This is a genomic window from Tenacibaculum sp., from assembly GCF_048269885.1.
In the GTDB taxonomy this organism is placed as follows: domain Bacteria; phylum Bacteroidota; class Bacteroidia; order Flavobacteriales; family Flavobacteriaceae; genus Polaribacter.
Genome location: NZ_JBLWTZ010000010.1, coordinates 17,124 through 43,088, shown reverse-complemented (window position 1 = coordinate 43,088; position 25,965 = coordinate 17,124). Strand labels below are relative to the sequence as shown.

General features: G+C 31.9%; 25 protein-coding genes. 15 read left to right on the top strand and 10 right to left on the bottom strand.

Going from position 1 to position 25,965, the window contains the following annotated elements; all coding sequences use genetic code 11:
- Window positions 1-74 precede the first annotated feature (74 nt).
- The 3 genes from ACN0WY_RS09150 to ACN0WY_RS09140 are packed head-to-tail and all read right to left on the bottom strand — an operon-like array spanning window position 75 to window position 3,361.
- Window positions 75-1,640: a bifunctional metallophosphatase/5'-nucleotidase gene (locus ACN0WY_RS09150; RefSeq protein WP_417800164.1), complete on the bottom strand. Its 1,566-nt coding sequence runs from the start codon at window positions 1,638-1,640 to the stop codon at window positions 75-77.
- A 37-nt stretch (window positions 1,641-1,677) separates the two neighbouring features.
- Window positions 1,678-2,499 carry a hypothetical protein gene (locus tag ACN0WY_RS09145; RefSeq protein WP_330489208.1) on the bottom strand — a complete coding sequence of 274 codons (822 nt, stop codon included), beginning with the start codon at window positions 2,497-2,499 and terminating at the stop codon, window positions 1,678-1,680.
- A gap of 4 nt (window positions 2,500-2,503) precedes the next feature.
- Complete coding sequence (locus tag ACN0WY_RS09140; RefSeq protein ID WP_330489209.1) at window positions 2,504-3,361, bottom strand: hydroxymethylglutaryl-CoA lyase; 858 nt, start codon at window positions 3,359-3,361, stop codon at window positions 2,504-2,506.
- Window positions 3,362-3,563: 202 nt separating this feature from the next.
- Between ACN0WY_RS09140 and ACN0WY_RS09135 the strand changes: the two genes are divergently transcribed.
- Genes ACN0WY_RS09135 through ACN0WY_RS09125 form a run of 3 tightly spaced genes read left to right on the top strand, consistent with a single transcriptional unit; the run spans window position 3,564 to window position 5,716 of the window.
- On the top strand, window positions 3,564-4,139 hold the full coding sequence (locus ACN0WY_RS09135; protein WP_330489210.1) for an RNA polymerase sigma factor: 576 nt from the start codon (window positions 3,564-3,566) through the stop codon (window positions 4,137-4,139).
- Window positions 4,129-4,659 (top strand): hypothetical protein, encoded by a 531-nt coding sequence (locus ACN0WY_RS09130; RefSeq protein WP_330489211.1) that lies wholly within the window; start codon window positions 4,129-4,131, stop codon window positions 4,657-4,659. Before ACN0WY_RS09135 ends, ACN0WY_RS09130 begins: the two co-directional genes overlap by 11 nt.
- Entirely contained in the window at window positions 4,646-5,716 is a 1,071-nt protein-coding gene (locus ACN0WY_RS09125; protein ID WP_417800163.1) for a hypothetical protein, read from the top strand. Before ACN0WY_RS09130 ends, ACN0WY_RS09125 begins: the two co-directional genes overlap by 14 nt.
- On the opposite strand, the gene ACN0WY_RS09120 is transcribed toward ACN0WY_RS09125, so the two are convergent.
- Complete coding sequence (locus ACN0WY_RS09120) at window positions 5,679-6,368, bottom strand: lysoplasmalogenase family protein (RefSeq protein WP_417800218.1); 690 nt, start codon at window positions 6,366-6,368, stop codon at window positions 5,679-5,681. The two genes, ACN0WY_RS09125 and ACN0WY_RS09120, sit on opposite strands and share 38 nt — an antisense overlap.
- 26 nt (window positions 6,369-6,394) lie before the next feature.
- Here ACN0WY_RS09120 and ACN0WY_RS09115 point away from each other — a divergent pair, with 26 nt between their 5' ends.
- Both ACN0WY_RS09115 and ACN0WY_RS09110 read left to right on the top strand, forming a co-directional pair.
- The gene (locus ACN0WY_RS09115; RefSeq protein ID WP_330489213.1) at window positions 6,395-7,123 is read left to right on the top strand and encodes a head GIN domain-containing protein; all 729 of its coding nucleotides are present in this window, start codon (window positions 6,395-6,397) and stop codon (window positions 7,121-7,123) included.
- A 188-nt stretch (window positions 7,124-7,311) separates the two neighbouring features.
- Entirely contained in the window at window positions 7,312-7,983 is a 672-nt protein-coding gene (locus ACN0WY_RS09110) for a phosphatase PAP2 family protein (RefSeq protein ID WP_417800162.1), read from the top strand.
- Here the strand turns inward: ACN0WY_RS09110 and ACN0WY_RS09105 are convergent.
- Window positions 7,980-9,518 carry an ArnT family glycosyltransferase gene (locus tag ACN0WY_RS09105; RefSeq protein ID WP_417800161.1) on the bottom strand — a complete coding sequence of 513 codons (1,539 nt, stop codon included), beginning with the start codon at window positions 9,516-9,518 and terminating at the stop codon, window positions 7,980-7,982. The two genes, ACN0WY_RS09110 and ACN0WY_RS09105, sit on opposite strands and share 4 nt — an antisense overlap.
- A 145-nt stretch (window positions 9,519-9,663) precedes the next feature.
- Window positions 9,664-12,303, bottom strand: a complete 2,640-nt coding sequence (locus tag ACN0WY_RS09100) for a valine--tRNA ligase (protein ID WP_417800160.1) — start codon at window positions 12,301-12,303, stop codon at window positions 9,664-9,666.
- A 188-nt stretch (window positions 12,304-12,491) separates the two neighbouring features.
- On the opposite strand from ACN0WY_RS09100, the gene ACN0WY_RS09095 reads away from it, so the two are divergent.
- The gene (locus tag ACN0WY_RS09095) at window positions 12,492-12,896 is read left to right on the top strand and encodes a DUF1573 domain-containing protein (RefSeq protein WP_330489217.1); all 405 of its coding nucleotides are present in this window, start codon (window positions 12,492-12,494) and stop codon (window positions 12,894-12,896) included.
- A 45-nt stretch (window positions 12,897-12,941) separates the two neighbouring features.
- On the opposite strand, the gene ACN0WY_RS09090 is transcribed toward ACN0WY_RS09095, so the two are convergent.
- Window positions 12,942-14,282, bottom strand: a complete 1,341-nt coding sequence (locus tag ACN0WY_RS09090; protein WP_330489218.1) for an aspartyl protease family protein — start codon at window positions 14,280-14,282, stop codon at window positions 12,942-12,944.
- A gap of 157 nt (window positions 14,283-14,439) precedes the next feature.
- Here ACN0WY_RS09090 and ACN0WY_RS09085 point away from each other — a divergent pair, with 157 nt between their 5' ends.
- Both ACN0WY_RS09085 and murB read left to right on the top strand, forming a co-directional pair.
- Window positions 14,440-15,630 carry a pyridoxal phosphate-dependent aminotransferase gene (locus ACN0WY_RS09085; protein WP_330489219.1) on the top strand — a complete coding sequence of 397 codons (1,191 nt, stop codon included), beginning with the start codon at window positions 14,440-14,442 and terminating at the stop codon, window positions 15,628-15,630.
- Window position 15,631: 1 nt separating this feature from the next.
- Complete coding sequence (murB, locus tag ACN0WY_RS09080; protein ID WP_417800159.1) at window positions 15,632-16,642, top strand: UDP-N-acetylmuramate dehydrogenase; 1,011 nt, start codon at window positions 15,632-15,634, stop codon at window positions 16,640-16,642.
- A gap of 46 nt (window positions 16,643-16,688) precedes the next feature.
- On the opposite strand, the gene aqpZ is transcribed toward murB, so the two are convergent.
- Complete coding sequence (gene aqpZ, locus ACN0WY_RS09075; protein WP_417800217.1) at window positions 16,689-17,375, bottom strand: aquaporin Z; 687 nt, start codon at window positions 17,373-17,375, stop codon at window positions 16,689-16,691.
- 134 nt (window positions 17,376-17,509) lie between these two features.
- Here aqpZ and ACN0WY_RS09070 point away from each other — a divergent pair, with 134 nt between their 5' ends.
- The 6 genes from ACN0WY_RS09070 to lipA are packed head-to-tail and all read left to right on the top strand — an operon-like array spanning window position 17,510 to window position 21,704.
- Complete coding sequence (locus ACN0WY_RS09070) at window positions 17,510-17,713, top strand: hypothetical protein (protein ID WP_028892532.1); 204 nt, start codon at window positions 17,510-17,512, stop codon at window positions 17,711-17,713.
- Between the two features lie 34 nt (window positions 17,714-17,747).
- Window positions 17,748-18,851, top strand: a complete 1,104-nt coding sequence (locus ACN0WY_RS09065) for a glycosyltransferase (protein WP_417800158.1) — start codon at window positions 17,748-17,750, stop codon at window positions 18,849-18,851.
- Window positions 18,842-19,405, top strand: a complete 564-nt coding sequence (locus ACN0WY_RS09060) for a sigma-70 family RNA polymerase sigma factor (protein WP_330489222.1) — start codon at window positions 18,842-18,844, stop codon at window positions 19,403-19,405. The genes ACN0WY_RS09065 and ACN0WY_RS09060 overlap by 10 nt, the downstream gene beginning before the upstream one ends.
- A gap of 28 nt (window positions 19,406-19,433) precedes the next feature.
- Window positions 19,434-19,562, top strand: coding sequence for a hypothetical protein (locus ACN0WY_RS09055; RefSeq protein ID WP_417800157.1), 129 nt, complete (start codon window positions 19,434-19,436; stop codon window positions 19,560-19,562).
- A gap of 12 nt (window positions 19,563-19,574) precedes the next feature.
- Window positions 19,575-20,795 carry an Nramp family divalent metal transporter gene (locus tag ACN0WY_RS09050; RefSeq protein WP_417800156.1) on the top strand — a complete coding sequence of 407 codons (1,221 nt, stop codon included), beginning with the start codon at window positions 19,575-19,577 and terminating at the stop codon, window positions 20,793-20,795.
- Between the two features lie 39 nt (window positions 20,796-20,834).
- Entirely contained in the window at window positions 20,835-21,704 is an 870-nt protein-coding gene (gene lipA, locus ACN0WY_RS09045) for a lipoyl synthase (RefSeq protein WP_330489225.1), read from the top strand.
- 236 nt (window positions 21,705-21,940) lie between these two features.
- On the opposite strand, the gene ACN0WY_RS09040 is transcribed toward lipA, so the two are convergent.
- A complete protein-coding gene (locus tag ACN0WY_RS09040) occupies window positions 21,941-23,299 on the bottom strand; it encodes a pyridoxal-phosphate dependent enzyme (RefSeq protein WP_417800155.1) in 1,359 nt (452 codons plus the stop codon).
- A gap of 22 nt (window positions 23,300-23,321) precedes the next feature.
- A complete protein-coding gene (locus ACN0WY_RS09035) occupies window positions 23,322-24,557 on the bottom strand; it encodes an ABC transporter permease (protein ID WP_330489227.1) in 1,236 nt (411 codons plus the stop codon).
- 136 nt (window positions 24,558-24,693) lie between these two features.
- Here ACN0WY_RS09035 and ACN0WY_RS09030 point away from each other — a divergent pair, with 136 nt between their 5' ends.
- Window positions 24,694-25,950 carry an exo-beta-N-acetylmuramidase NamZ domain-containing protein gene (locus tag ACN0WY_RS09030; RefSeq protein ID WP_417800154.1) on the top strand — a complete coding sequence of 419 codons (1,257 nt, stop codon included), beginning with the start codon at window positions 24,694-24,696 and terminating at the stop codon, window positions 25,948-25,950.
- The last annotated feature ends 15 nt before the right edge of the window (window positions 25,951-25,965 follow it).

The window sequence follows — 25,965 nt, the reverse complement described above, 5'->3', positions numbered from 1 at the left end:
ATTTATAGAAGAAATTCAACCTTGCAAATCTTATTAAGACTTATTTTAAATAATTTTTTACTTTCTTACTCTTTTTATCTACTTGTTTTTCTAAAAAGGGTAACTACAGCCTTGCGTATATCGTATGCTATCTCTTCTTTTTTGGGTGTATAAACACTTAAAACTCCTTCACTTTTGTTCGAAAGCATGGGAATATCCAACCCTCTTAATAAGTAATTTGAGAAAGCAACTGTGTAAGTTTGGTTTTCTTGTAGTTTTCCATTTTTAAGCATCCATTCTCCATTAACTTTGTTAGCATTAAATCGTTGTAAATAAGCACCTGTTCCTGAAGATTTAACGCCAAAATCTAATACTTCCTTTAATAAACCTCCCTTTATCTTAACTTTTAAAATCTCGCCTCCATAAGGCAATACTCTAAAAATATCTACCGCATTAACATCTCCAGATAAAACATCGTCTATTCGTACAGACCCACCATTTACTAAAGCACAGTCTACTTCATTATTATACGCTAAACTCATAGCTTCTGCAATGAGTTTGCCCATATTAGTTTGTACGGTTCTAATAGTACTTTCTCTAGCGTCTAAAGGTTCGATTGCTTTGTATATTACTTCATAAGGATTAGAAACTACTTCTTGAATTTTATCTTCTAAAATTACTTGCCACTTATCTACAACTTCTTTTACATTCCCATCAAAAGGGATTGATTTAGTAATTTCTTTTAACTCAGATTTAAAGTTAACTACTTTCGTTTTTGAATCGTATTCAAACCTGTGAATATAAGCTGTTTTAGCATTAGCATCTGCCTTTGTTATTGTTACTTCTCCTACCTTTGTATAGCTATTGGTATGCTCGTGTCCCCCCATTATTAAGGGTACATTTGGTAATAGCTTTGCTATTTCTTTATCCTGTGTAAGTGCTGCATGAGTTAATCCTAGTACAATATCAACTTGTTTTTTTATTTCGTTATAAGAACGTTGTATTTCTTTATACATATCACCATAATACACATAACTTTTGGGATTGGATGGAATACAAACGCTTATAAACCCTACTTTTAAAAGAGTTCCATCAGGGTTTTTAAACTCTTTTATAAAAGCATCTTTTAAGGGGTGTTTTTTACCGTCAACAACTTTGTAAAAATAAGAATGTTTACCGTCGACATTGTGCAATACATTGGCAGAAATCCAATCAAACTTACTCTCGTTCAAACGATCTTGTAGGTGTGAATAACTTAGGTCAAATTCGTGGTTTCCAAATGCTACAAGATCAAAATTCATAGCATTCATCACCTCTACCATTTGTTTTCCTCTTACTCGTTCACCATTATATTTCATCGTACCTAGTAAAGAAGGAGATAAAAAGTCTCCCGCCAATACCAACATAGTATTCTTATCTTCTTCTAAGAGCTGTTTATGCACCGTTTCAACTCTTGCCATTCCTCCATACATTCCTCCTTGAATTGGAGCTATTTCATATACATCATTTAACTGTAAGATGGTGAAATAAGTTTTATCTGCATCCTTTTTAAACTGATGTCTTGTTTCTGGAGTTGTTGAATTGTTTTTCTTTCGAGGAGAACCACAACTAACGACAATACAAGTTATTAAAAGTAGTAATAGGGTTTTAAATTGTTTCATTTGGCTTTTTTTAATAAGAAAACCAAATTTACAAATTCTAATGAAGATATTGACGCGTGTTCTGTCTTATCATTTTTCTGTAGGCTACCAGTTCAGGAAACTGATAAAAAAAGTTTATTTTTTTATGTGCTATGGTTCTAGGCTTCTTAATTTTAGGTCTTAATACAAAAGCAGTCCAACTTTCTACAATATCTTCTTCAGGACTTTCGGCAGCATAATCTGTAAGAAATTCTGTTCGATTATTTAAATAGAGGTCATATAGCTTTTCTACACAGTTTGCTTCTGTATAATAATTTGCTTCAGTATAGCAATATTTTCGTTGGATAACATCCCATCTGTTTAACAATGCTCCTTTCCAAAATATATTAACAAATCTATTGATATAGCTATTTTTATAGGCTTCTCCTTCGAGGGTTAAATATAATTCTCCTTCTTCTTGTTGCCTTTTATTGGTGGGTCTTATTTGGGTTCTGTTTAATGTTAGTAAATGTCCAAACTCATGTACTAAAGTATATACAGATTCATGCAACCTTCTTTTATCTTTCGTTTCAAAATTAACATCTCTTATGTCTATTTCTAATTGCCATTTGTCGTTTTTTGAACTCAGTGCAACTAAGGCTCCTGTTTTTTCATCTACGCCATCCGTCATCAAAACAATACGTTTTATATATTGCTGAGTCAGTTCTTTTGGAAAGATTCTATTGAACTCACTCCAATAATAAGCTGCCAAATCATCACTTACAGACTGATTTTTAATTATTTTACTTCCACTCACATCCCACACTCCTATTCTTTCACTATCTACAGATTGAGAAAAGGCAGAAAAAAAGATAAAAAGAAAAACAATAGTTAATTTCATTACTTTAAAAAACTTCTAGTGCCTTATTATAAGCACTTTCAAAACTCATCGGTTTAATATTGGTTGCTACTTTGTTTGCTGTAAAATAAGACAGTAACTTTTCAGTTGGCATATTACCTGTTAACTCATCTTTTGCCATCGGACACCCTCCATACCCTTTTATTGCTCCATCAAAACGTCGACAACCTGCTTTAAAAGCACTATCTACTTTTTCATGCCACTTGGCGGGTGTTGTATGTAAATGAGCTCCGAATTCAATTTGGGGATAACTAGGTATTAAGTTTGAAAATAGGTAGTCTATATCTTCAGGTGTTGAGCTCCCAATTGTGTCTGACAAAGATAAGATTTTAACCCCAAACGACGAAAGTTTCTCCGTCCATTCTCCTACTATTTCAACATTCCAAGGGTCTCCATACGGATTTCCAAACCCCATTGATAAATAAGCTACGACTTCTTTATTCGTTCTATTTGCAATGGCTAATACTTCTTTTAAAGTATCTATAGACTGATCTATCGTTTTGTGCGTATTACGCATTTGAAAATTTTCGGATATCGAAAAAGGATAGCCTAAATAATCTATCTCTTCAAACTGAGACGCATCATTTGCTCCTCGTACATTTGCTACAATTGCTAAAAGTTTACTTTTAGTGGTAGATAAATCCAACTTCGATAAAACTTCAGCTGTATCTCTCATCTGTGGAATGGCCTTTGGCGACACAAAGCTTCCAAAATCAATCGTATCAAATCCTACTTTTAACAGCGAATTGATGTATTTAGCCTTTGCCTCCGTGGCAATAAAATGGCTTTTAATTCCTTGCATTGCATCCCTTGGACACTCAATAATTTTAACACTGTTAACCATTGTGTCAAATATACATATTTTGATTCATTTTTTTTACCCATCACGGCCTGCTCTATTTCTGCAAAAAACAAGAATCGCAATCAATTAATTATCAGTAAAATACCTAAAACTAAGTATTAAATTTTAAAAAACATTTTTTATTTTTTTATTTTTATGCTTGCCAACTGTCACAATTTAAAAGTTAAATTGTCTCTAGTATAGAATGATTTCATTGGAGTCGCAACAAACACATATCAACCAACTAATCGAACGCTGTAAAAAGAGCGATAATACTGCACAAATGCAGGTGTATCAAAGCTATTACAAAGCTATGTACAATACATCGTATCGTATTTTAAAAGATGCGTTCGAGGCAGAAGATTTAATTCAAGAAGCATTTTTAACTGCTTTTACAAAATTAGATACTTTTAAAGGTGAAGTTACTTTTGGTGCTTGGTTAAAAAGAATAGTTATTAATAAAAGTTTAACCCAGTTAAAAAAAAATACTCGATATGATGAAGTACGAATGGATTTGGTACCTGATTATGAAATTGAAGATATTGAAATAGATTATAGTTCTTTGGAAGTTAAAAGAGTTATAAACTGTTTACAACAATTAAAGGACAATTACAGAATTGTATTGACCTTACATCTAATTGAAGGTTATGATTATGAAGAAATCGCTCAAATCTTAAATTACACTAATGAAAATGTACGAACAACAATATCTAGAGCAAAAAAGAAGTTAAAACAAGTATTCGTAAGTAATACACATAAAACACAAGTATATGGAGGATAAACTACATCTGTTTTTTCAGGAAAATGATTTTGATGTTTTTGAACCTCATCAAGGGCATTTAAATCGCTTTCAACGAAAACTAGAATCGTCAAAACGAGCTAAAAAACCATCTTATTTTTGGATGAGTATAGCAGCGTCAGTAGTACTAGTTATAGGGTTTTATCTTGGTAGTTACCAACAAAAAAACACCTACGACTTAGCCGATATTTCGCCCAAGATGGCAGAAGCTCAAAACTTTTTTGTTACAACCATAAATCAAGAGTTAAAAGAAGTTGAACAATATAGAAGTTTAGAAACTGAAATACTTATAGAAGATTCTTTAAATCAAATTGAAGAATTGGAAGATCAGTACCAAACGCTCGAAAAAGAACTATCTAAAAGAGAAAATAAACATCAAATTATCAGAGAAATGATACAAAATTATCAACAACGATTAGATGTATTAGAAAAACTTCTTTTACGATTAGAATTACAACAAAACCCCGCAAAATTAGAAATATTAGAAGATGAAATTATATAAACTACTTTTCCTATTCCTTTTCATTCCTACACTTTTAGTAGCTAATGATAAAAAACACGAAAAAAGTAAGAACATTCGTAAAACTTTTTCTGTTCATAAAAATGCAACCCTATACATTAGTAATAAATACGGCAATGTAAATGTTGTGACTTGGGACAAAAACACCATAGAAATTGACGTCAAAATAACTGTTAAAGGCAGTGACTTATCTAATGTTGAACGTAAATTAAAAGCTATAGATGTTCAATTTGAAGCGACTCCTAGTTTGGTAGAAGCCAGAACCATTATTGAGAAAACAAAATCTAGTTGGTCTTGGTGGGGCAACAATAACACAAACTATAAGATTAATTATTTTGTAAAGATGCCCATTACCAATAATGCTGATTTAAATAATAAGTACGGGAATATTGAACTAGATAAACTAGAAGGGAAATCTAACATTAATTGTGATTATGGTAAACTACAAATAGATCAACTCTTAAATGAAACTAATAACATTAATTTAGATTATTGTGGTGTTTCTGAAATTAACTTTATGAAATCGGGAAACTTAAGTGTTGACTACTCTAAGTTAACCGTTGTAAAATCAGAGAGCTTAAAAGTAAATGCCGATTATTCTACCATGAAAATTGGGACTGCAACCAATGTTGATTTTAATAGTGATTACGGAAGTATTTCTATAAATGATGCCTCAAACATTAATGGTAACTCTGATTACGCTAGTATAAAAATAGGAACTCTTAGAAAAAATTTAAAAATCGATACCGATTATGGCGGGGTAAGAGTTAGAAATATTGAAAAAGGTTTTGAAAGTATTGTTATCGATGGAAGTTATGCTGGAATTAAGCTTGGTACTAGTAGTGATAACAACTTTAGTTTTACTGTTGATTTAGGCTATGCTGGGTTTGACTATCCTGATAACCATGTAACAATATTTAAAAGCAGTAATAAGTCATCTAAAAAGTATTACGAAGGAACTTTTGGAACTAACAATTCTAATTCTAGTATCAGTATCAAATCTAGATACGGAGGCGTTTCTTTAAAATTAAATGATTAAAACCGCTTTTTTTCTTAATCATTGAAACACAAATTAAATAACGAGCAATGTAGTACACTATCGTATAGGCAATAACATAGTAAAGTTTGTAATCAACATATTTATTATACACTATTAAAAAATCGGCTGTAATAATGAGAAAGATCCCTAAGAAGAAAAACAAATTCTCTTTACTCATTTTATTTAAAAAATTAAAAAAAGTTATTCCAACTATAGTGGCATTTAAAAAACATATTATAAAAATTGAATACGAAAGTTCTTTTAAATAAGGTCTTAACAAATACGAAATGATTAAAAAAAGTATTAAGCCTGGTATAAGGTAGGCTAGCAACGTTTTGAGTTTTGTTTTATGCATCGCTTTTCTAGCTATGATTAAATATAAAACTCTATTTAACAACAAAAAAAAGACACCTCCTTTTATAAAGTCATCCTCAAAAATCAAAAGAGCATCCGATACAACAGAGCTCATTAGTATTAGTAAATACCAATAATTTATTTTTTGAGAAGAACTCAAGTATAAAAAAGACAAAAACTGTAGTGAAAAAATTTTAAAAATTAGCTCTGTAATAGGTTTATCAACATCAATAAAAAACAATGATAAAATACTTGCTACTATATAGGCTATACTAAAAGTTTTAAAACTAAACGACATCATATTAACGCTAAATATAACTAAAAATGAAAAAACAATTTACTACCATCGTTTTAATTCTCTTATCAATTACTGTTAATTCTCAAAGTTGGTGGGGCGCTAAAAAAATTAAAGGTAACGGAAATGTTATCACAGAAACTAGAAAAATTAATTCTTTTGATAAAGTGAACGTTGGAGGTTCCTTTGATGTTTATTTAACTGAGGGGACAGTAGGTAAACTTAGCATAGAAGGTGAAGAGAATATTTTAAAATATATTGAAACAGAAGTGAAAAATGGAAAGTTGAATATTAATTTTAAAGAAAACACCAACATTCATACCACCAAAAAATTAACCGTTACCGTTCCTTTTGAAGATATTGAATCGGTTGCTTTAGGGGGATCAGGAAATGTAATTGCAAAAAAACGTATCAAAGCTGACGAAGTTTCTTTTGCTTTAGGAGGATCAGGAAATATTGTTGCTAGTGTTGAAGCTAATACTATTAAAGCATCTATAGGAGGATCGGGGAATATTAAATTAAAAGGAAAAACTGACTATTTAAAATGTGCTATTGGAGGTTCTGGTAATATAAAAGGTTACGATTTAAAAACAAGTTCTTTAAAAGCTAGTATTGCTGGCTCTGGTGATATATTGACTACTGTTAGTAACAAAATTAAAGCTACTGTTGTAGGCTCTGGAAGCATTTATTATAAAGGAAACCCCTCTCAAATAGATAGCAACTCTCTAGGTTCAGGTGATGTGGTTGACAAAAACTAAACACTTTTAATTAGGTATGATAAGAAGTCCAGCGGATTTTTTATCATACCTAAGCTTTCAAGTTAAAAACCTAGATAATAATAACATAACATTTTTTACTTTTTAGTAAAGCAAATAAAAAAAACTCTTAACATTTTGGCAAAATAGGCTTTTTAATTTCACTACTGTGAATTTATAAAGACATAACAATGCTAAGTTACAAAGGTGTTATTTACCTCCCTCAAAAAGTTGAACATGACAATCATGTTAACTTAATTTGGTTTTTTCTCAAAAGTAATATAATTATACTCACATCTATAGCTGTTCTATTTTTAGCTTTATATTTTTCTATTACCATCCCTAAAGGAGAATTATTAATTATTCTAAACAAACACCATACTAATTTTTTAGATATTTTTTTTAAATACATTACCTATTTAGGGGATGCTGTAATTTATATTCCTTTGGCTATTTTAATTTTCTTTTTAAAACGAAAAAATCTCACGTATTTAATTTATTTATTACTAATACAAACAGGAATTTCTTGGGTATTGAAAAAAGTAATTTTTAAAGGAATGGCCAGACCCAAAGCATATTTTGACACAAATACTTTTGAGCTTTTACATAAAGTATCTGGTATTAATATTCACAGTTTAAACAGCTTTCCTTCAGGGCATACTTTAACAGCTTTTTCCTTAGCTTTCTTTTTTATTTTCTTTTTTAAGTTACACAAGTACGGGCAATTATTTTTGTTTGTTTTAGCTTGTTTTGCAGGACTATCAAGGGTATATCTTTTACAGCACTTTTTAATAGATATTTCATTTGGAGCATTTTTAGGGTTCCTAACTGCTGTTAGTGTTTTGCTAATAAAAAAAGCCTAAAACCCTAAAATTAATGTTGTAGGATTCTCAAACAAATCTTTTTCTCTGGCGACCTCTTTTAACCCTATGCTTTCTAATTGTAACTCGTTTTCTTTGCCTGCACGTGTAATAATTTTCCCTCCTTCTGGATGTTTCTCTATAAAATTTTGTAATTCTTCTAAACTTCTGTATACTGGTATTTCTTTTTCTAGCTTGAAAATAAATGCAGAGTTTACGATTTTGTAACCAGCTACCGCCTCATTTTTATCAAAAAAAGAAATTGTTTTTTGTACTGGGTTTTGTTTATCTACTATAGGAAAAACAATGTAAAAAAACACCAGAGCCATAATTAACCAACTACCATTTAAAATATTTATCCATCTATATTGGGTGTCTCTGTAAAAAAAAGCTACTATTGCCCCAATGCTTACAATAAAAAAGCTAAATCCTAATACATACAAATCATGAATAACTTTATCTTGTTTTATTCCAATTATAACTCCAATTGGTAAAACAACAGATAAAACTACTATAGCTATTACATACGGTTTTTTCTTTTCAACATTCAATAGTATTCCAGATAGTAACACAAACAGCCATGGATAAGCTGGTACTGTATAATTGGGTAGTTTGGTTCCTGAAATCATAAAAAAGAAAACGATGCTAGCCGAAACACAAAAACTAAACAAATAAAAGCTATTTTCTTTAATCATCTTTTTGACTAATTTGTAATTTCCAAAAAAGAAAAACCAAGGGATTAGTCCTAAAACAACAAAAGCAATTGTTAGTAAGAAGACTCCTCCATGCCCTTCCATTTCATTACTAAACCTGTCTATATTATGCTTTAAAAAGAAGCCTTCTGTAAACTTCCCATCAGTTGCCTTATTAACTGCATAAAACCAAGGAAAAGCGACTGCTAATGCCAAGGGGATTCCTACAAACGGATTTATACTCTTAATTACTTTCCATGTAAACTCCTTTTTTATTAATAGAAATACAAAAACCGATAAACTCATTAAAACCATTCCTACGGGGCCTTTTGACAAAAAAGAGCATCCCAACGAAAGGTAAAGAATCCACCACCATATTTTCTTATTGGTTTTATAAAACTCATAAAAACTACATCCAGCTAATGTGATAAAGAAAATGAAATACGGATCAGGCACGCTCCAATGCATTTGAATATTAAAATGTAGAGAAGCTATTAAAAGTAAACTCGCGTAAAACGCTTTTATATTCCCCAGGTGTTTTTTAGAAAAAAAATACACACACAAAACGGTTAACACCCCCATTATTGCTGAAAAAAACCTTGCTGCAAATGGGGTTACTCCAAAAATTTTATACGCCAATATCATAAAATAATAATGCAGTGGAGGCTTATCTGTACGTAAAATCCCATTATACGTAGGCACCACATACTCGCTATTCTCCATCATTTCTCTCGCACATACTGCATTTTTTGCTTCATCTAAAAAATAGATATCTGTACTAGAGATGCCAGCTGTAAAAACAACTGCTGAAATAATTAAAAGAATATAATGATTGGCATATTTCACCCTACAAATGTTTTTAATTTAAAACAAATGTAAATGTTCTTTTTTTAAGTAATTATTAAGCTTATGTTTCCTATTTCTCAACTAATTACCAATAAAAAACCGCTGTATAATTACAGCGGTTTTTTTATTATTCAATTTTATTTACTTATTGTAACGAAGACAAACTAGCTTTAATCGTTTCGATTTTTGCCAAGGTATCTGATTCTTTTTTACGTTCTAAAGCAATAACTTGCTCTGGTGCATTGCTTACAAATCGCTCGTTAGACAATTTCTTTTGAATTCCAGTTAAAAAGCCTTCTGCTCTTTTTAACTCTGCATTTAACTTTGTAATTTCTGCTGCTACATCAATCGTATCTAATGAAATTGGCACAAAATATTCATTTGATTTTACACGGAAAGATGCTGCTCCTTCTACCTTATCGGTAACATAGTTAATTGCTGAAGCGTTGGTTAACTTCTGAATTACTGCATCAAACGCTTTTGTAACGTTTTCGTTATTTACAATAGATAATTCAATTGCATCTTTAAACGAAATATTTTTGTTTTTTCTAATTGTTCTAATTCCAGAAACAACCCCTGTAGCAAACTCAAAATTCGTTATCAATTCTTCATTTGTTTCTCCTACTGTTGGATATTTAGCTATAATCAATGCATCTTCAGGAGTTCTTTCTGTAATGTGCTGCCAAATTTCCTCTGTTAAGAAAGGCATAAATGGGTGTAATACTTTTAAGTTATTTTCTAATACTTCTATTACAGCTTTATATGTTTTTGCGTCGATTGGTTGTTGGTATCCTGGCTTTACAATTTCTAATAACCATGATGAAAAATCATCGGTAATTAATTTATAAATAGCCATTAACGCATCTGATAAACGGTACTTACTAAAGTGGTCTTCTATTTCTAATAATACTTTATTAAACTTCGCTTCATACCAAGCTAATCCTATTTTAGCTGTTTCTGGTTGCGCTAAACTTTCATCTATTTCCCAACCTTTAATTAAACGAAAAGTATTCCAAATTTTATTAGCAAATCCTTTTCCTTGTTGGCATAAATCTTCATCAAACAATAAATCATTTCCTGCTGCAGCACTTAGTAACAACCCTACACGAACCCCATCTGCACCAAAATCTTCAATTAATTTTAAGGCATCTGGTGAATTTCCTAGAGATTTACTCATTTTTCTACGTTGCTTATCACGTACCAATCCTGTTAAATATACGTTTTCAAACGGACGTTTATCTTTGTACTCATATCCAGCAATAATCATACGAGCTACCCAGAAAAATAAAATATCTGGTCCAGTTACCAAATCATTGGTTGGATAGTAGTATTTGATTTCTTCATTTTCAGGATTACGAATTCCATCAAAAACACTCATGGGCCATAACCAAGAAGAAAACCACGTGTCTAACGCATCAGGATCTTGTTGTAAGTCTGACGCAGATAATGAAGAGTTCCCTGTTTTTTCTTGAGTTAATTTTACTGCTTCTTCTATAGTTTCAGCAACTACAAAGTCTTCTTTCCCATCGCCATAATAAAATGCTGGAATTTGTTGTCCCCACCATAACTGACGTGATATATTCCAATCTCGGATATTTTCCATCCAGTGACGGTACGTATTTTCAAACTTTTTAGGGAATAACTTCACCTCTCTATCTTCTCCTAATACAGCTTCAATAGCTGGCTTTACCAACTCTTCCATTTTCAAGAACCATTGATCTGATAATCTTGGTTCAATTACTGCTTTGGTTCTTTCTGAAGTTCCTACTTTATTTACGTGTACTTCAGTTTTCACTAAAAATCCTTTTTCTTCTAGTTCTTTAGATATTTCCTTACGAACTACAAAACGATCTTTACCTTCATAATGCAATCCAAAAGAATTTAGGGTAGCATCTTCATTAAAAATATCAATTACCTCTAAGTTGTGCTTGTCTCCTAAAGTTTTATCATTTTCATCGTGTGCAGGAGTTACTTTTAAACACCCTGTACCAAATTCAACATCTACATATTCATCTTCGATAATTGGAATTTCTCTATTACAAAGAGGAACAATAGCTTTTTTACCTTTTAAATGTGAAAAACGCTCATCGTTTGGATTGATACAAATAGCTGTATCTCCTAAAATGGTTTCAGGACGTGTAGTTGCTATGGTTACTTTTTCATCAGAACCTACTATAGCATACTGTAAATAATACAAATTACCTTGGCGTTCTTCATAAATCACCTCTTCATCAGAAAGCGTTGTCTTTGCTTCAGGATCCCAGTTCACCATACGATATCCACGGTAAATTAATCCTTTATTATATAGATCCACAAATACTTTGATTACCGATTCTGACAACGCAGGATCCATTGTAAATGCAGTACGCTCCCAATCACAAGAGGCTCCTAATTTCTTTAATTGATCTAAAATGATTCCTCCATACTCATTTTTCCACTCCCAAGCATGTGCTAAAAATTCTTCACGAGTTAAATCGTTTTTATCAATCCCTTGCTCTTTTAATTTTGCGACCACTTTTGCTTCTGTAGCAATTGAGGCATGATCAGTACCCGGAACCCAACACGCATTCTTTCCTTGCAATCGAGCTCTACGAATTAATACATCTTGAATGGTATTATTTAACATATGTCCCATATGTAACACACCTGTGACATTTGGTGGAGGTATAACAATTGTATAGGGTTCGCGTTCGTCTATTTCTGAACGAAAATAATTGTGTTTCATCCAGTAATCGTACCATTTTCCTTCTACTTCTTTAGAATTATATTTTGATGGAATATTCATATGTTATGTGTATCTTTATGGTTAATAATTTAACACTTTTTAACCTTTGGCATTGTTTTTGAAATTCGATTAGCAAAAATACAACTATCTATGAGGTACAGAAAATTAGAGGTTGTTTTTTTAGAACTTAAAGAAATAATACTAAATTTGTAGCGGTTAATACCCTAAAAAAATTAATTTTTTACATTATGAAAACAATTTTATCATTTATCGCTGTTTGCTTTATTACCTTAACAGTAAGCGCTCAAGAATTTAAATTTGAAACTGAAACTATTGACTATGGGAAAATAGCTTATGGGTCTGAAGGAAAACGCGTATTTGAATTCACAAACATAGGTGATGCTCCTATCATTATTAAGGATATTGTATCTCCTTGTGGGTGTACAGTCCCTACTAAGCCAGAGGAACCAATTATGCCTGGAAAAAAAGGGCAAATTGAAGTTTCTTACGATACAAAAAGATTAGGTGGTTTCTCTAAAACGTTAACTGTTATTTCAAATGCTAAAAACAAAAGAAAAAGAGTTAAGATTAAAGGATTTATCGTAAAAGATGCTACTCCTGCCAAAGAGAAAAGTACAGTAAGCGATAGTTAAAAAACTACTCCATATAAAAAAAGCACAACATCTGTTGTGTTTTTTTTATATACGTTGTTCAAGCTTAAACACAAATTTAAGTTTTACGCCTACTCTTTCTACCTCCATTCTTATTTTCTTTCCTGGCTTTGTGTGAAACATGTCCATAATTTCGTTTAAGTGATATTCATGGGCAGCTTTTCCATTAATTTTCTTGATTACATCTCCTACTTGAAGTCCCGATGTAAACGCAGGTGAATTCTCTACTATTTTATCTATTTTGTACTTAGGCTTAAAACGATAAAAATAAGTACTTATTAAAGAAATTACATTGTTTTTAGATGTTTGATTGTTTGAATTGTAACTATCTACAAATTTTTCCAAAGCTTTTTCTTTAATTAATTCTTGTCCATCATATACAATGTGTAAACCACTCATATTGTAATAAAAGCCCTTATTTAATGAGGCATTTTTTTTGAGTATAACTCTTTTATTAGGGTAATCAATCCATACCTTAAAGCGCTTTAAAATCTCTCCACCAATACTCCCATTTCTTTCTTTAAACTGCCTAGCATTAAATGTAGACGACGAATCTAAAAAAGAGACCGTTGGTTCACTTATATTAAACTTTCCTATGGCTATTTTAGGAATTCTACTTCGATTCCCATAAATAGTTCCACTAAAACCTTCTCCAATTATGTCTTTGAAAAATTTCTTAGGTGTTTTTAATTCTTTTTTGGTTCCTTCAAACAACCATGCAGCATCACTCCCTCCTGTATCTATTAACAATTTAACTGGCAACATAGTGTTTGTTACCGTATCCACCTGCGCTGTTACATTTATATAGGGTTTGTTTCTAAAAAATTGTAACGGGAAACTTTCACACTTACTACATGCATTGAACTTAAATGTTTTAGGATTGTAAAAGTCAATTCGTTTATTTACATAGTTAATCTTAACTATAACATCTTTTAACAAATCGTACCCAATAATTCCGTGAATAGTGGTCCCCATTTTAGCAGAAATATCAAAAGCATCTTTTAAAATAACATATAAGCCTTGGTTAGAACTCGTAATGTTTTTAATTCTAAAATTATTTCCTCTAGAAAACAGGGCTTCAACTGGTTCTCCACTACCTAAACCTCTTATAAACACTTTCTTTACATTATTTAAACCAACACTATCTTTTGAGGTTAAATTGAATAAGATTGTTTTATTTACCCCCGTATCTAAGATAAATGATAACTGATGTCCATTAATTTCTAAGGGAATGACTACTAAATTATTTATTAATTGAAATCTTAAGGATTGTTTATCAGTTTCCTTGCCTAAAAACTGAAAATTTTGTTGAGCAAAGGCAGACACGCTAAAAAAAAGCGTTAAAAAGTATCGTACTAATCTATTCAAAAGAACTTATTTAATGGTTATATACTTAAAGATACAATCTTCATTTTAGAAATTCTGGTTTTTATGATTTTTTTAACCGTTTTTTTTCCAACAAACATTCCAATACTCTCAAATATATTTCGCAATTTTGCTTTTCAAACAACTAATTTATATTAAAATGCCATCAATTTCTAGTAAAGGAAATGCTATGCCTCAATCACCAATTCGCAAATTGGTTCCTTTTGCTGAGGCAGCTAAAAAAAAGGGGACAAAAGTGTACCATTTAAACATTGGTCAACCAGATATTAAAACACCACAAGTTGCTTTAGATGCTGTAAAAAATAATGCTATTGAAGTGTTATCGTATGCTAGATCTGAAGGTTCAGAAGAATACAGAACCAAACTAGCTAATTATTATGCTAAAAATGATATTCATGTAACTGCTAATAATATTATTGCGACTACTGGCGGATCAGAAGCTTTGTTATTTACTATTGGTAGTATTACCGATCCAGGAGATGAAATTATTATTCCAGAACCTTTTTATGCTAACTATAACGGTTTTTCTACTGCTTCAGGTGTTAAAGTAGTGCCTGTTATTTCTAAAATTGAAGACAATTTTGCCTTACCTGCAATTGAAGATTTTGAAAAGTTAATTACTTCAAAAACTAAAGCTATTTTAATCTGTAATCCAGGGAATCCAACTGGATATTTATACAGTAAAGAAGAAATTGAAAAGCTAAAACAAATTGTATTAAAACACGATTTATTTTTAATTGCTGATGAAGTATACCGTGAATTTACCTACGATGGTGAAAAGCACAATTCAGTCATGGCTTTAGAAGGACTTGAGCAAAATGCTATTATGATTGATTCTGTATCGAAGCGTTATAGTATGTGTGGTGCAAGAATTGGTTGTATTGTTTCTAAAAACGAAGCCTTTATTGGAACAGCTATTAAATTTGCACAAGCACGTTTAAGTCCGCCAACCTATGCTTTAATTGCCAGTGAAGCTGCTTTAGACACTCCTCAAAGTTATTTTGATGAAGTTATTGAAGAGTATGAAGATCGTAGAAATACCTTAATTTCTGAGTTACAAAAAATTGAAGGAGTAAAAGTTGCCAACCCAAAAGGGGCTTTTTACTGTGTTGCTGAATTACCAGTAAAGGACAGTGACGATTTTGCTCAGTGGATTTTAGAAAAATTTAGCGATAACAACGAAACCGTAATGGTAGCTCCTGCAAGTGGATTCTATTCTACTGAAGGGGAAGGAAAAAACCAAGTGCGTATTGCCTATGTTTTAAACAAAACTGATTTAAAGCGTTCTGTTGAAATATTAAAAATCGCCCTAGAAAACTATAATAGTTAATTTGAATATTCAAGAAAACATATCTTTAAAAGAATACAACACGTTTGGCATTGATGTAAATGCCAAACGTTTTGTTTCTATTACTTCTGTATACCAATTACAACAACTCTTAAAAGAAGAAAAAAATATCTTTTTAATTTCCGGTGGTAGCAACATGTTACTTACCAAAGATATTGAAATCCTAGTTGTACATATTGATATCAAAGGAATTTCTATCGATAGAGAAAATCAAGACAGCATTCACCTAACTGTAAATGCTGGCGAAAATTGGCATGAGTTTGTTTTATGGTGCGTTTCTCAAAACTATGGCGGATTGGAAAACTTATCTTTAATTCCTGGAAATGTTGGTACTTGTCCTATCCAAAATATTGGAGCTTACGGGGTTGAAGTAAAAGACACCATAACAAAAGTAGAAGCGGTTGAAATTGAAACAGGAAAATTGGTTTCTCTAGCTGCGGAAGAATGTCAGTTTGGATACCGAAATTCTATTTTTAAAAATAAAGCCAAGGGCAAGTACGTGTTAACTTCAGTTAGTTTTCAATTAACTAAAAACAACCATAAACTTAACACTTCTTACGGAGCAATAGCATCTGAATTAACTTTAAAAGGAATTACAAATCCTACTATTAAAGATATTTCTAATGTTGTTATTGCTATTCGTCAGTCCAAATTACCAGATCCTAAAAAAATTGGTAATAGCGGAAGTTTCTTTAAAAATCCAGTAATTTCCAGAGAACATTTTGAAAAACTTCAGAAAAAATATCCTAATATTCCTAGTTATGTTATTTCTGATGCTGAAATTAAAGTACCTGCAGGTTGGTTAATTGAACAAAGCGGATTTAAAGGAAAGCGTTTTGGTGCCTATGGAGTGCATGAAAAACAAGCTTTAGTTTTAGTGAATTATGGAAGTGCTAAAGGAAATGAAATTTACGAGTTAGCACAAAAAATTCAATATAGTATTAAAAACACATTTGATATTGATCTAGAAATAGAAGTCAATATTATTAAATAAAAAAGGAGTGTATTAATACACTCCTTTTTTATTTCTACCTCTTTTGTTACTCTTTATCAAACAGGGTCTTATAAAGTAAACCTCCCACAATTGCTCCAGCAATTGGTGCTACCCAAAACAACCATACCTGCGATAAGTAATCTCCTCCTGCAAACAATGCTTGACTCATAGAACGAGCTGGATTTACAGATGTATTCGTTATAGGAATACTAATTAAATGAATTAAAGTTAACCCTAAACCAATTGCTATTGGAGCAAAACCTTTCGGAGCATTTTTATGAATACTTCCTAAAATAATTAGCAAGAAAAACATAGTTAATAAAAACTCTGCTAAGAAGGCCGCTCCAATGTTATATCCTCCTGGAGATAACTCTCCATAACCGTTTGCAGCAAAGCCTCCTATTGATTCAAATCCCTCATTATCTGTAACTATTAAATACAAAAAACTAGCTGCTAACACAGCCCCAATTAACTGCGATATAATATACGGCACTACTTCTTTAGCAGTATGATTTCCTCCAACCCATAAACCAATAGTAACCGCAGGATTGAAATGACCTCCAGAAATATGTCCTACAGCATAGGCCATTGTTAATACTGTTAAACCAAATGCTAAAGCTACTCCTGCAAAACCAATTCCTAACTCAGGAAAACCAGCGGCAAAAATGGCACTACCACAACCACCAAAGACTAACCAAAATGTTCCGAAGAATTCAGCAAAATATTTTTTAATATCCATATTTTTTTAATTAATTGATTACATTATTAAGACCCTCAAACACATAAAAGTCACAATCTTATAAATCTCTCTTTATTTTATATAGAAAAACAGGAAGTTTGTATCTTTGCAATACAAAACAATACATCATGAAATTAATTTTTGTTACCATAGGATTATTAGCATTAGCATTTGCTGGAATTGCCATTAAAATTTGGGCAAAAAAAGACGGAGAGTTTGCTGGTACCTGTGCTAGTCAAAACCCAATGTTAAACGAAAGCGGTGAAGCTTGTGGATTTTGTGGTAAAACTCCAGACCAGTTCGATACCTGTAGCGAGCCTCAACATAATTAGGCAAACGCTACCCAACTAACCTTTTACTGTCTTTATGATATTTACCATCCTGTTCTACACTTTTGTAGTAGTTACGGTTGTACAAGTAATGTATTATTTGTTCTTTTTTTCTTTTATTAATACAAGAAAAAAACTAGGAAACACGGAAGTAAATATCCCTGTGTCAGTAATTGTTTATATAAAAAACAATGCCGACATTTTAGCTAATTATATTCAAGACTTAGCCGAACAAAAATATTCTTGTTTCGAAATTGTTTTAGTAAACAATGCTTCCTCTGATAATTCTCTCAACATAATAGAAGAGCTACAGAGAGAACTTCCAAATATCAAGCTTGTAAATGTAAAAAACACAGAAGCTTTTTGGGGAAATAAAAAATATGCCTTGACTTTGGGTGTGAAAGCAGCCACTTACAATCATTTATTATTCACTGAAATTAGTAGTAAAGCTTTCTCTAAAAACTGGATTCATGAAATGGCTCGTAATTTTTCACAAGAAAAAACCATTGTTATTGGTCTTCAAAAACTAAGGTATAAGAAAAATTCATTGAGCAATCTTCTCATTCGTTTTGACCACTTACTTAAAACTGTACAATCTCTTTCTTTTGTTAAATTTCAGAGTCCTTACAGGGCTACAAATCATAACCTTGCCTATACTAAAAGTGAGTTTTTTAAAGTGAATGGATATATCAATCACATAAATCTTTTTATGGGGGAAGCGGATTTGTTTTTAAAAGATGCTTCCACAAATACAAACACTACTTATGTAAATACCCTAGATAGCTTCGTTGTTTCAACAGAACTTCTTTCTTTTAAAAAGTGGTTTTCTTTAGAAAAAAAAGCATCCATTCTTTTTTCTTTATATAAATTCAACCATCGTTTTTTTCTTTGGTTTTTCTACCTTACTAAGCTTCTTTTTTATCTTTTAGTAGGTTATGTAACTGTTGTTAACTGGAGATTAGCCTTGCCTTTTATAATTAGTTTTTATCTTATTCAATACATCGTTCTTGGAAGGTCAGCATCAAAACTCCATGAAAAAAATATTGTTTTATTACTCCCATTCCTTGATATTTGTTTAGTATTGCTACAAATTAGTATCTTTATATCAAATCAAATCTCGAAACCTAAGCATTGGACATAAATCAAGAAAAAGTACTCCTCCATATTCAACAAGCAAAAAAAGGAAATCAAATATCTTTTAATTATTTGTTAGATACTTTTTGGGGAACCGTGTACGCTTTTCAGCTTAAAAAAACCAAAAACGATAACGATGCTGAAGATATTACTATTCAAACTTTTTCCAAAGCTTTTGATAGAATTGAAACTTTTGATGAAAGCTATCAATTTAAAACTTGGTTGATTACAATTTCTAAAAACGTATACATCGATTTTCTTCGAAAGAAACAATCTACCATATATATGCAAACAACCGAAGAGCAAGAAAAAGAAGTGTACGCTGTTGTTGATGATGCTCCTTCTCCTGAAGATAAGATTATTACCGAACAAAACTTAGCAAAGCTTCTAAAGGACATTAAAAAATTAAAACCAAAGTATCAAGATGTCATCAATCTTCGTTACTTCCAAGAATTAAGTTATAGAGAAATTTCTGAGCAAATTGGGGAACCGATGAACAATGTAAAAGTAAAACTACTACGTGCCAAAAAATTATTAGCTGAAATAATAAAGAAATCATAAATTGCAAAACCATAAAAATCAAAACTTTATGATTTTACAGTTTAACGTAACAGGAAAACATTTACATAAAAAAGAATTTCAACCAAAAAGAGAAGAAAAAAAACATCTAGAAACTTTCTTTAAAAAGTTAAAAGATAGTGACTATTTAAACTTTTAAGCTCTCTTTTTCATGAAAAAATCCCTCTTAAATTTACTTGGTCCTGGAATATTGTTTGCTGGTGCTGCCATTGGTGTTTCTCATTTGGTACAATCAACCAGAGCTGGTGCCGACTTTGGCTTTGGATTGTTATGGGCTTTACTCCTAGTGCACATTATCAAATACCCATTTTTTCAATTTGGTCCTCGATATGCTACGGCAACTGGAGAGACTCTTCTCGATGGTTATAAAAGACTAGGTAAAGGAGTTTTAATCAGCTACTTTATCTTAAATCTTGCCACTATGTTTACCATTCAAGCAGCAGTTACTATTGTTACAGCCAGTTTAGCCTCTAATCTTTTTGGCATTTCACTTGATTTAGTTGCCTGGTCTGTACTCATTATGCTTATTAGTATTGTTTTATTAGGTATTGGTAAATACAAGTTCTTAGATAACTTAATGAAATACATTATTGCAATTTTAACCATTAGCACTATAGTTGCTGTTAACATTGCATTAGTTAAAACGGATAAAGGCTTTAGTTTTCAACAAATAGTTCCAAGCGGAACAGCTCAGGTTACCTTTTTAATCGCCTTTTTAGGATGGATGCCTGCCCCCTTGGATATTTCTATTTGGCATTCTTTATGGTCGGTAGAAAAAGACAAAACTACTTTTATAAAAATTAAACCCAAGCAAGCTATTTTTGATTTTAACGTTGGATATATTGGAGCCTTGTTTTTGGGAGTTTGTTTTGTTATGCTAGGTGCATTAGTTATGTATCAATCGGGAGAATCATTCTCTAGTAAAGGAACTATTTTTGCTTCTCAACTAATCAATTTATACACAAAAAACTTAGGAGAGTTCTCTTCTGTATTTATTGGAGTGGCGGCTTTTACAACCATGTTTAGTACTACTATTACCACATTAGATGCTTCCCCAAGAGCTATGGAAAAATCGTCGTTTTTACTTTTTCCGAGAACAATAAGGTTAGGGTATTGGTTTTGGTTAGTATTGTTAACACTTGGAACCTCTGTTATTTTGTATTATTTTTTAAGTGATATGGTATTTCTGGTACGAATAGCCACCGTTTTATCTTTTTTAACGGCTCCTTTTTATGCTATTCTCAACTATATTTTAATTACTGGTAAACACACACCTAAAAAATACAGACCCAATATAGGCTTGCGTATTTTGAGCCTTTTCGGCATTGTTTTTTTATTCGGATTTAGTATTTGGTTTTTACTTAGTTTATAAATCTTTTCTTCGTAAATTTGCTGTTCAATTTTTTATGGAATGGCAAACGAAACTTTAGCAACACCAGAAAGAACGAAAAAACCAAAATGGTTACGTGTAAAATTACCTGTAGGAAAAAAATACACGGAACTAAGAGGGCTTGTTGATAAATATAAACTAAACACTATTTGTACCAGTGGAAGCTGTCCTAACATGGGTGAATGTTGGGGAGAAGGTACTGCTACCTTTATGATTTTAGGGAATATCTGTACACGTTCTTGCGGGTTTTGTGGGGTTAAAACTGGACGTCCAGATACTGTAGAATGGGATGAACCTGAAAAAGTAGCTCGTTCTATTAAATTAATGAATATTAAACATGCAGTAATTACCTCGGTTGACCGTGATGATTTAAAAGATGGAGGTTCTATTATTTGGTCTGAAACTGTGCAAGCTATCCGTAGAGCGAATCCGAATACGACTTTAGAAACTTTGATACCTGATTTTCAAGGAGACGAAAAATTACTAGACCGTATTATTGAGGTAGCTCCTGAGGTCGTTTCTCACAATATGGAAACAGTTCGTCGTTTAACGCGTGAAGTTCGTATTCAAGCTAAATATGATCGTAGTTTGGGAGTTTTAAAATACTTAAAAGACAACGGAATGCGTACTAAATCTGGAATCATGCTTGGTTTAGGAGAAACGGAAGACGAAGTAATTCAAACCATGAAAGACTTACGCAATGTTGGATTGGATGTTATTACTATTGGTCAATACTTACAACCTAGTAAAAAACACTTACCTGTTAAGGAATTCATAACACCTGAACAATTCAAAAAATACGAAACATTAGGGTTAGAAATGGGCTTTATGTATGTAGAAAGTGGTGCTTTAGTACGTTCTTCATACAAAGCACACAAACACGCTAGCTAACCTTAAATTAAAATATTCTTAACTTTTTAACGGTTTAACGTTAAAAAAATGTCAAATAATTAAAAATTAAAAAAAGTACGTCTTTTTATTTATAATTTTGGCACAGATATTGGAAACAACAATACCATAAACAAGTAACATTGTTTTCATTGTGTAAATTATTTGAATTAGTTGATTAACAAAGAAGCCCGCTCAATTGAGCGGGCTTCCTGTTTTTGTATTTATAATAAAGCTATTTAAATAGCTCTAATAATATCATATTTAGTTATGATATGATGTTTACCGTTTTCTAAATCAACTAATACAGCTTGGTTCTCTTTATTAATTAACTTCGATACCTCATCAATAGAAGCTGATTTTTTAACCGTAGGGTACGCTTTACCCATTACAGCTTTAATAGGCTTTTCTGCTATGTTTTTATCTTCTAAATAACTATGTAATAATGCGGATTCATCTACAGAACCTACAAACCCATTTGTATCTCTTACTGGAATTTGTGATATTTTAAATGCACGCATTCTTTCGATGGCATGCGATACTAATTCTTCTGTTTGAACAGTTACCAACGGTTTATCTATATGATCTTTAATTAAATCTTCTGCTGTCGTAATTTCTTCTTCTAAGAAACCTCTATCACGCATCCAATCATCGTTAAACATTTTCCCTACATAGCGGCTTCCATGATCGTGAAATAACACTACCACTACGTCATCAGGTTTAAACTCATCTTTTAACTGTAACAATCCTTTAATCGCTGAACCAGCTGAATTCCCTACAAAAATACCTTCTTCTTTTGCTATTTTACGTGTATAAATAGCCGCATCTTTATCAGTGACTTTAGTGAATCCATCTATTAAAGAAAAGTCTACATTCTTTGGTAAAATATCTTCCCCAATTCCTTCTGTAATGTATGGGTAAATTTCATTTTCATCAAAAATACCTGTTTCATGGTATTTTTTAAAGACGGATCCGTACGTATCTACTCCCCAAATTTTAATATTGGGATTCTTTTCTTTTAAAAACTTCGCTGTACCTGAAACTGTTCCACCTGTTCCTACTCCAACAACAAAATGTGTGATTTTACCATCGGTTTGTTCCCAAATTTCTGGTCCTGTTTGCTCGTAATGCGCTTGTGCATTTGAAGGGTTGTCGTATTGATTCACATACCAAGAGTTTGGAGTTTCCTCCCCTAAACGCTTAGATACCGAATAGTATGAACGAGGATCATCTGGTTCTACATTCGTAGGGCAAACAACTACCTCTGCTCCTACTGCACGCAGAATATCCATTTTCTCTTTAGACTGCTTATCTGAAATTACAAAAATACACTTGTACCCTTTTACAATGGCCGCTAATGCTAATCCCATCCCTGTATTTCCTGAAGTACCTTCAATAATAGTACCTCCTGGTTTTAAACGACCATCTGCTTCGGCATCTTCAATCATCTTCAGTGCCATACGGTCTTTTACAGAATTCCCTGGGTTAAACGTTTCTACTTTAGCCAATACCAAAGCATCTACTTCTTTTGTTACTGAGTTTAACTGAACTAAAGGTGTGTTACCAATAGTTTCTAATATATTTTTTGCGTACTTCATATCTAATTAATGTTATGCAAAACTAAGCAAATCGAATGGATTTTGAAGGGCGGATTTTTGTGATGATATACGAAGGAACAATTAGCATTAAAAAACACAATGCTAACGTACCTATATTCAACAATAAAATTGCTAAGAAATTAATATCTACTGGCATTGTTGACACATAATAAGTTTCAGGATCCAGACTTATTAACTTCGTATATTTTTGAATTAAAAGAATGCTAAGTCCAATAAGGTTTCCCCAGAACAATCCTTTTAAAATTAAGTAAGAAGCATTGTATAAAAATATTTTTCGGATACTCCAATTTACACTTCCCAATGCTTTTAAAATTCCAACCATTTGCACACGCTCTAAAATAAGAACCAATAAGGCTGTTACCATGTTTATACCAGCAACTAGTACCATGATTCCAATAATAAACCACACGTTATTATCTAAGAGTTTTAACCACTCAAAAATAGCGGGATAATTATTTACAATCGTAATACTATTTAAAGTTGCCCCAATGCTAGTATACACTTCATCTCCTTTTTCTTTTAGCTTATCATAATCATCAATCAATACTTCAAAACCTCCTACTTCAGTATCTTTCCAACGATTAATTCTTTGTACTTCTCTTACATCGCCCAGCAACATAATCTTATCAAACTGTTCAAAACCTGTATTGTATATTCCCACAATAATTGGTTTTCTAGATTTAAATTTCAAACTACTATTTTCGGCTCCAAACCAAGTTTGAATGGTATCATTTAGTTTAAAATGCAATCGGTTTGCTATGGATTCTGAAATTAGAATTTCTCGGTTTCTATCTTGCGTAAAATCTGGCAGGCGACCTTCAACCAAACACTCATTAAAAAAAGTAAAGTCGTAATCGGCCGAAACCCCTTTAAAAATAACTCCTTCAAAATCAGTTGGAGTTCTTATAATTCCTCCTACATTGGCAAAAGGTTGTACTTTTTTTATACCGTCAATATTTTTGAACTCTGGATAAAACTCTTGGTTAATATCAATCGGAACTGTGGAAACATCTGAATTGTTATTATCATAATTTACAATTTGAATATGTCCTTTAAAACCTGTCATTTTATCACGCACCTTATTCTGAAATCCTGAAGTAATTGAGACTGCAATTAACATAATAGCTACCCCCAGCGCAATTGCGATGGTTGCAATGGTAATAATTGGTGATGAAATACTGCTTTTATACTGTTTTCCAGCAATGATTCGTTTTGCTATGAATAGTTCGAAGTTCAAATGTTTTCTTTTTTACAAAACCAAAAGTAACTAATTCTTATGTAAAGAAAGAGAAGAATCCCTAGGTTTTAATTCTTTCACTTTTTTTATTCTTAAAAAACAGAAACCTGTACCTTTATCTTTTAATTTTTGATAGATGAAGCTTTCTTTTTATTCCATTTTTTTACTTTTTTTAGTAGTTAGTTTTCAATTTTCTTCTTGTGCACAACAGCAAAAAAAATCTACTGCTAAAGAAGCTATAAAACAAGAAGAACCAAAAACAATTAAAACGGGTGCTGATAGAACTACAGCCTACCTTCCTCTTTTAAAGAATAAAAATATTGCCATCGTGGCTAATCAGACTTCCGTATTACAAGTATTACAACGAGCAGAAGTTGCACCTAACATTATGGGTTCAGAAATGACACAACACCACTTAGTAGATTATTTACATAATTACGAAGGAATTAACGTGCAAAAAGTGTTTGCTCCAGAACATGGTTTTAGAGGAAAAGCTGATGCTGGTGAAGCCATAGCTGATGGAAAAGATGTAAAAACAGGCATCCCAATCATCTCCTTGTATGGAAAAAACAAAAAACCTTCACCAGAACAATTGAATGGAATTGATGTGGTTGTTTTTGATATTCAAGATGTGGGTGCTCGCTTTTATACTTATATTTCTACATTACATTATGTAATGGAAGCTTGTGCCGAGGCAAATATTCCTGTGATTTTATTAGATAGACCAAATCCTAACGGACATTATATTGACGGACCTGTTTTAGAACCTGAACACAAAAGTTTTGTAGGTATGCATCCTGTTCCTGTGGTTTATGGAATGACCATTGGGGAGTACGGGCAAATGATTAACGGTGAACAATGGTTAGCAAATGGTATTCAGTGTGACTTAACCGTAATTCCGTTAGAAAATTACACGCATCAATCAACATATAGTCTACCTATAAAACCATCGCCTAATTTACCGAACGATATTTCGATTAACTTATACCCTAGTTTATGTTTTTTTGAAGGAACTAATGTATCTGCTGGAAGGGGAACAGACAAACAATTTCAAATTTATGGTTCACCACATTTAGAAAAAACTAGCTTTAGTTTTACACCACAGCCCAATGAAGGAGCAAAACACCCAAAACATAAAGAAAAGATGTGCTTTGGGGAAGATTTAAGCGCTTCTGAAAGCTTAATTAGCTTAAACCTTAGTTGGCTCGTAAAAGCACATCAACAGTCACCTAAAACTGAATTTTTTAATGCTTTTTTCACCAAACTAGCAGGAACTAAAAAACTACAACAACAAATCGAACAAGGACTTTCGGAAGAGGAAATTAAAGCAAGTTGGCAAGAAGGTCTAAATGACTTTAAAAAGGTACGTGAACAGTATTTGTTGTATGAATAATATACATATTGCCCC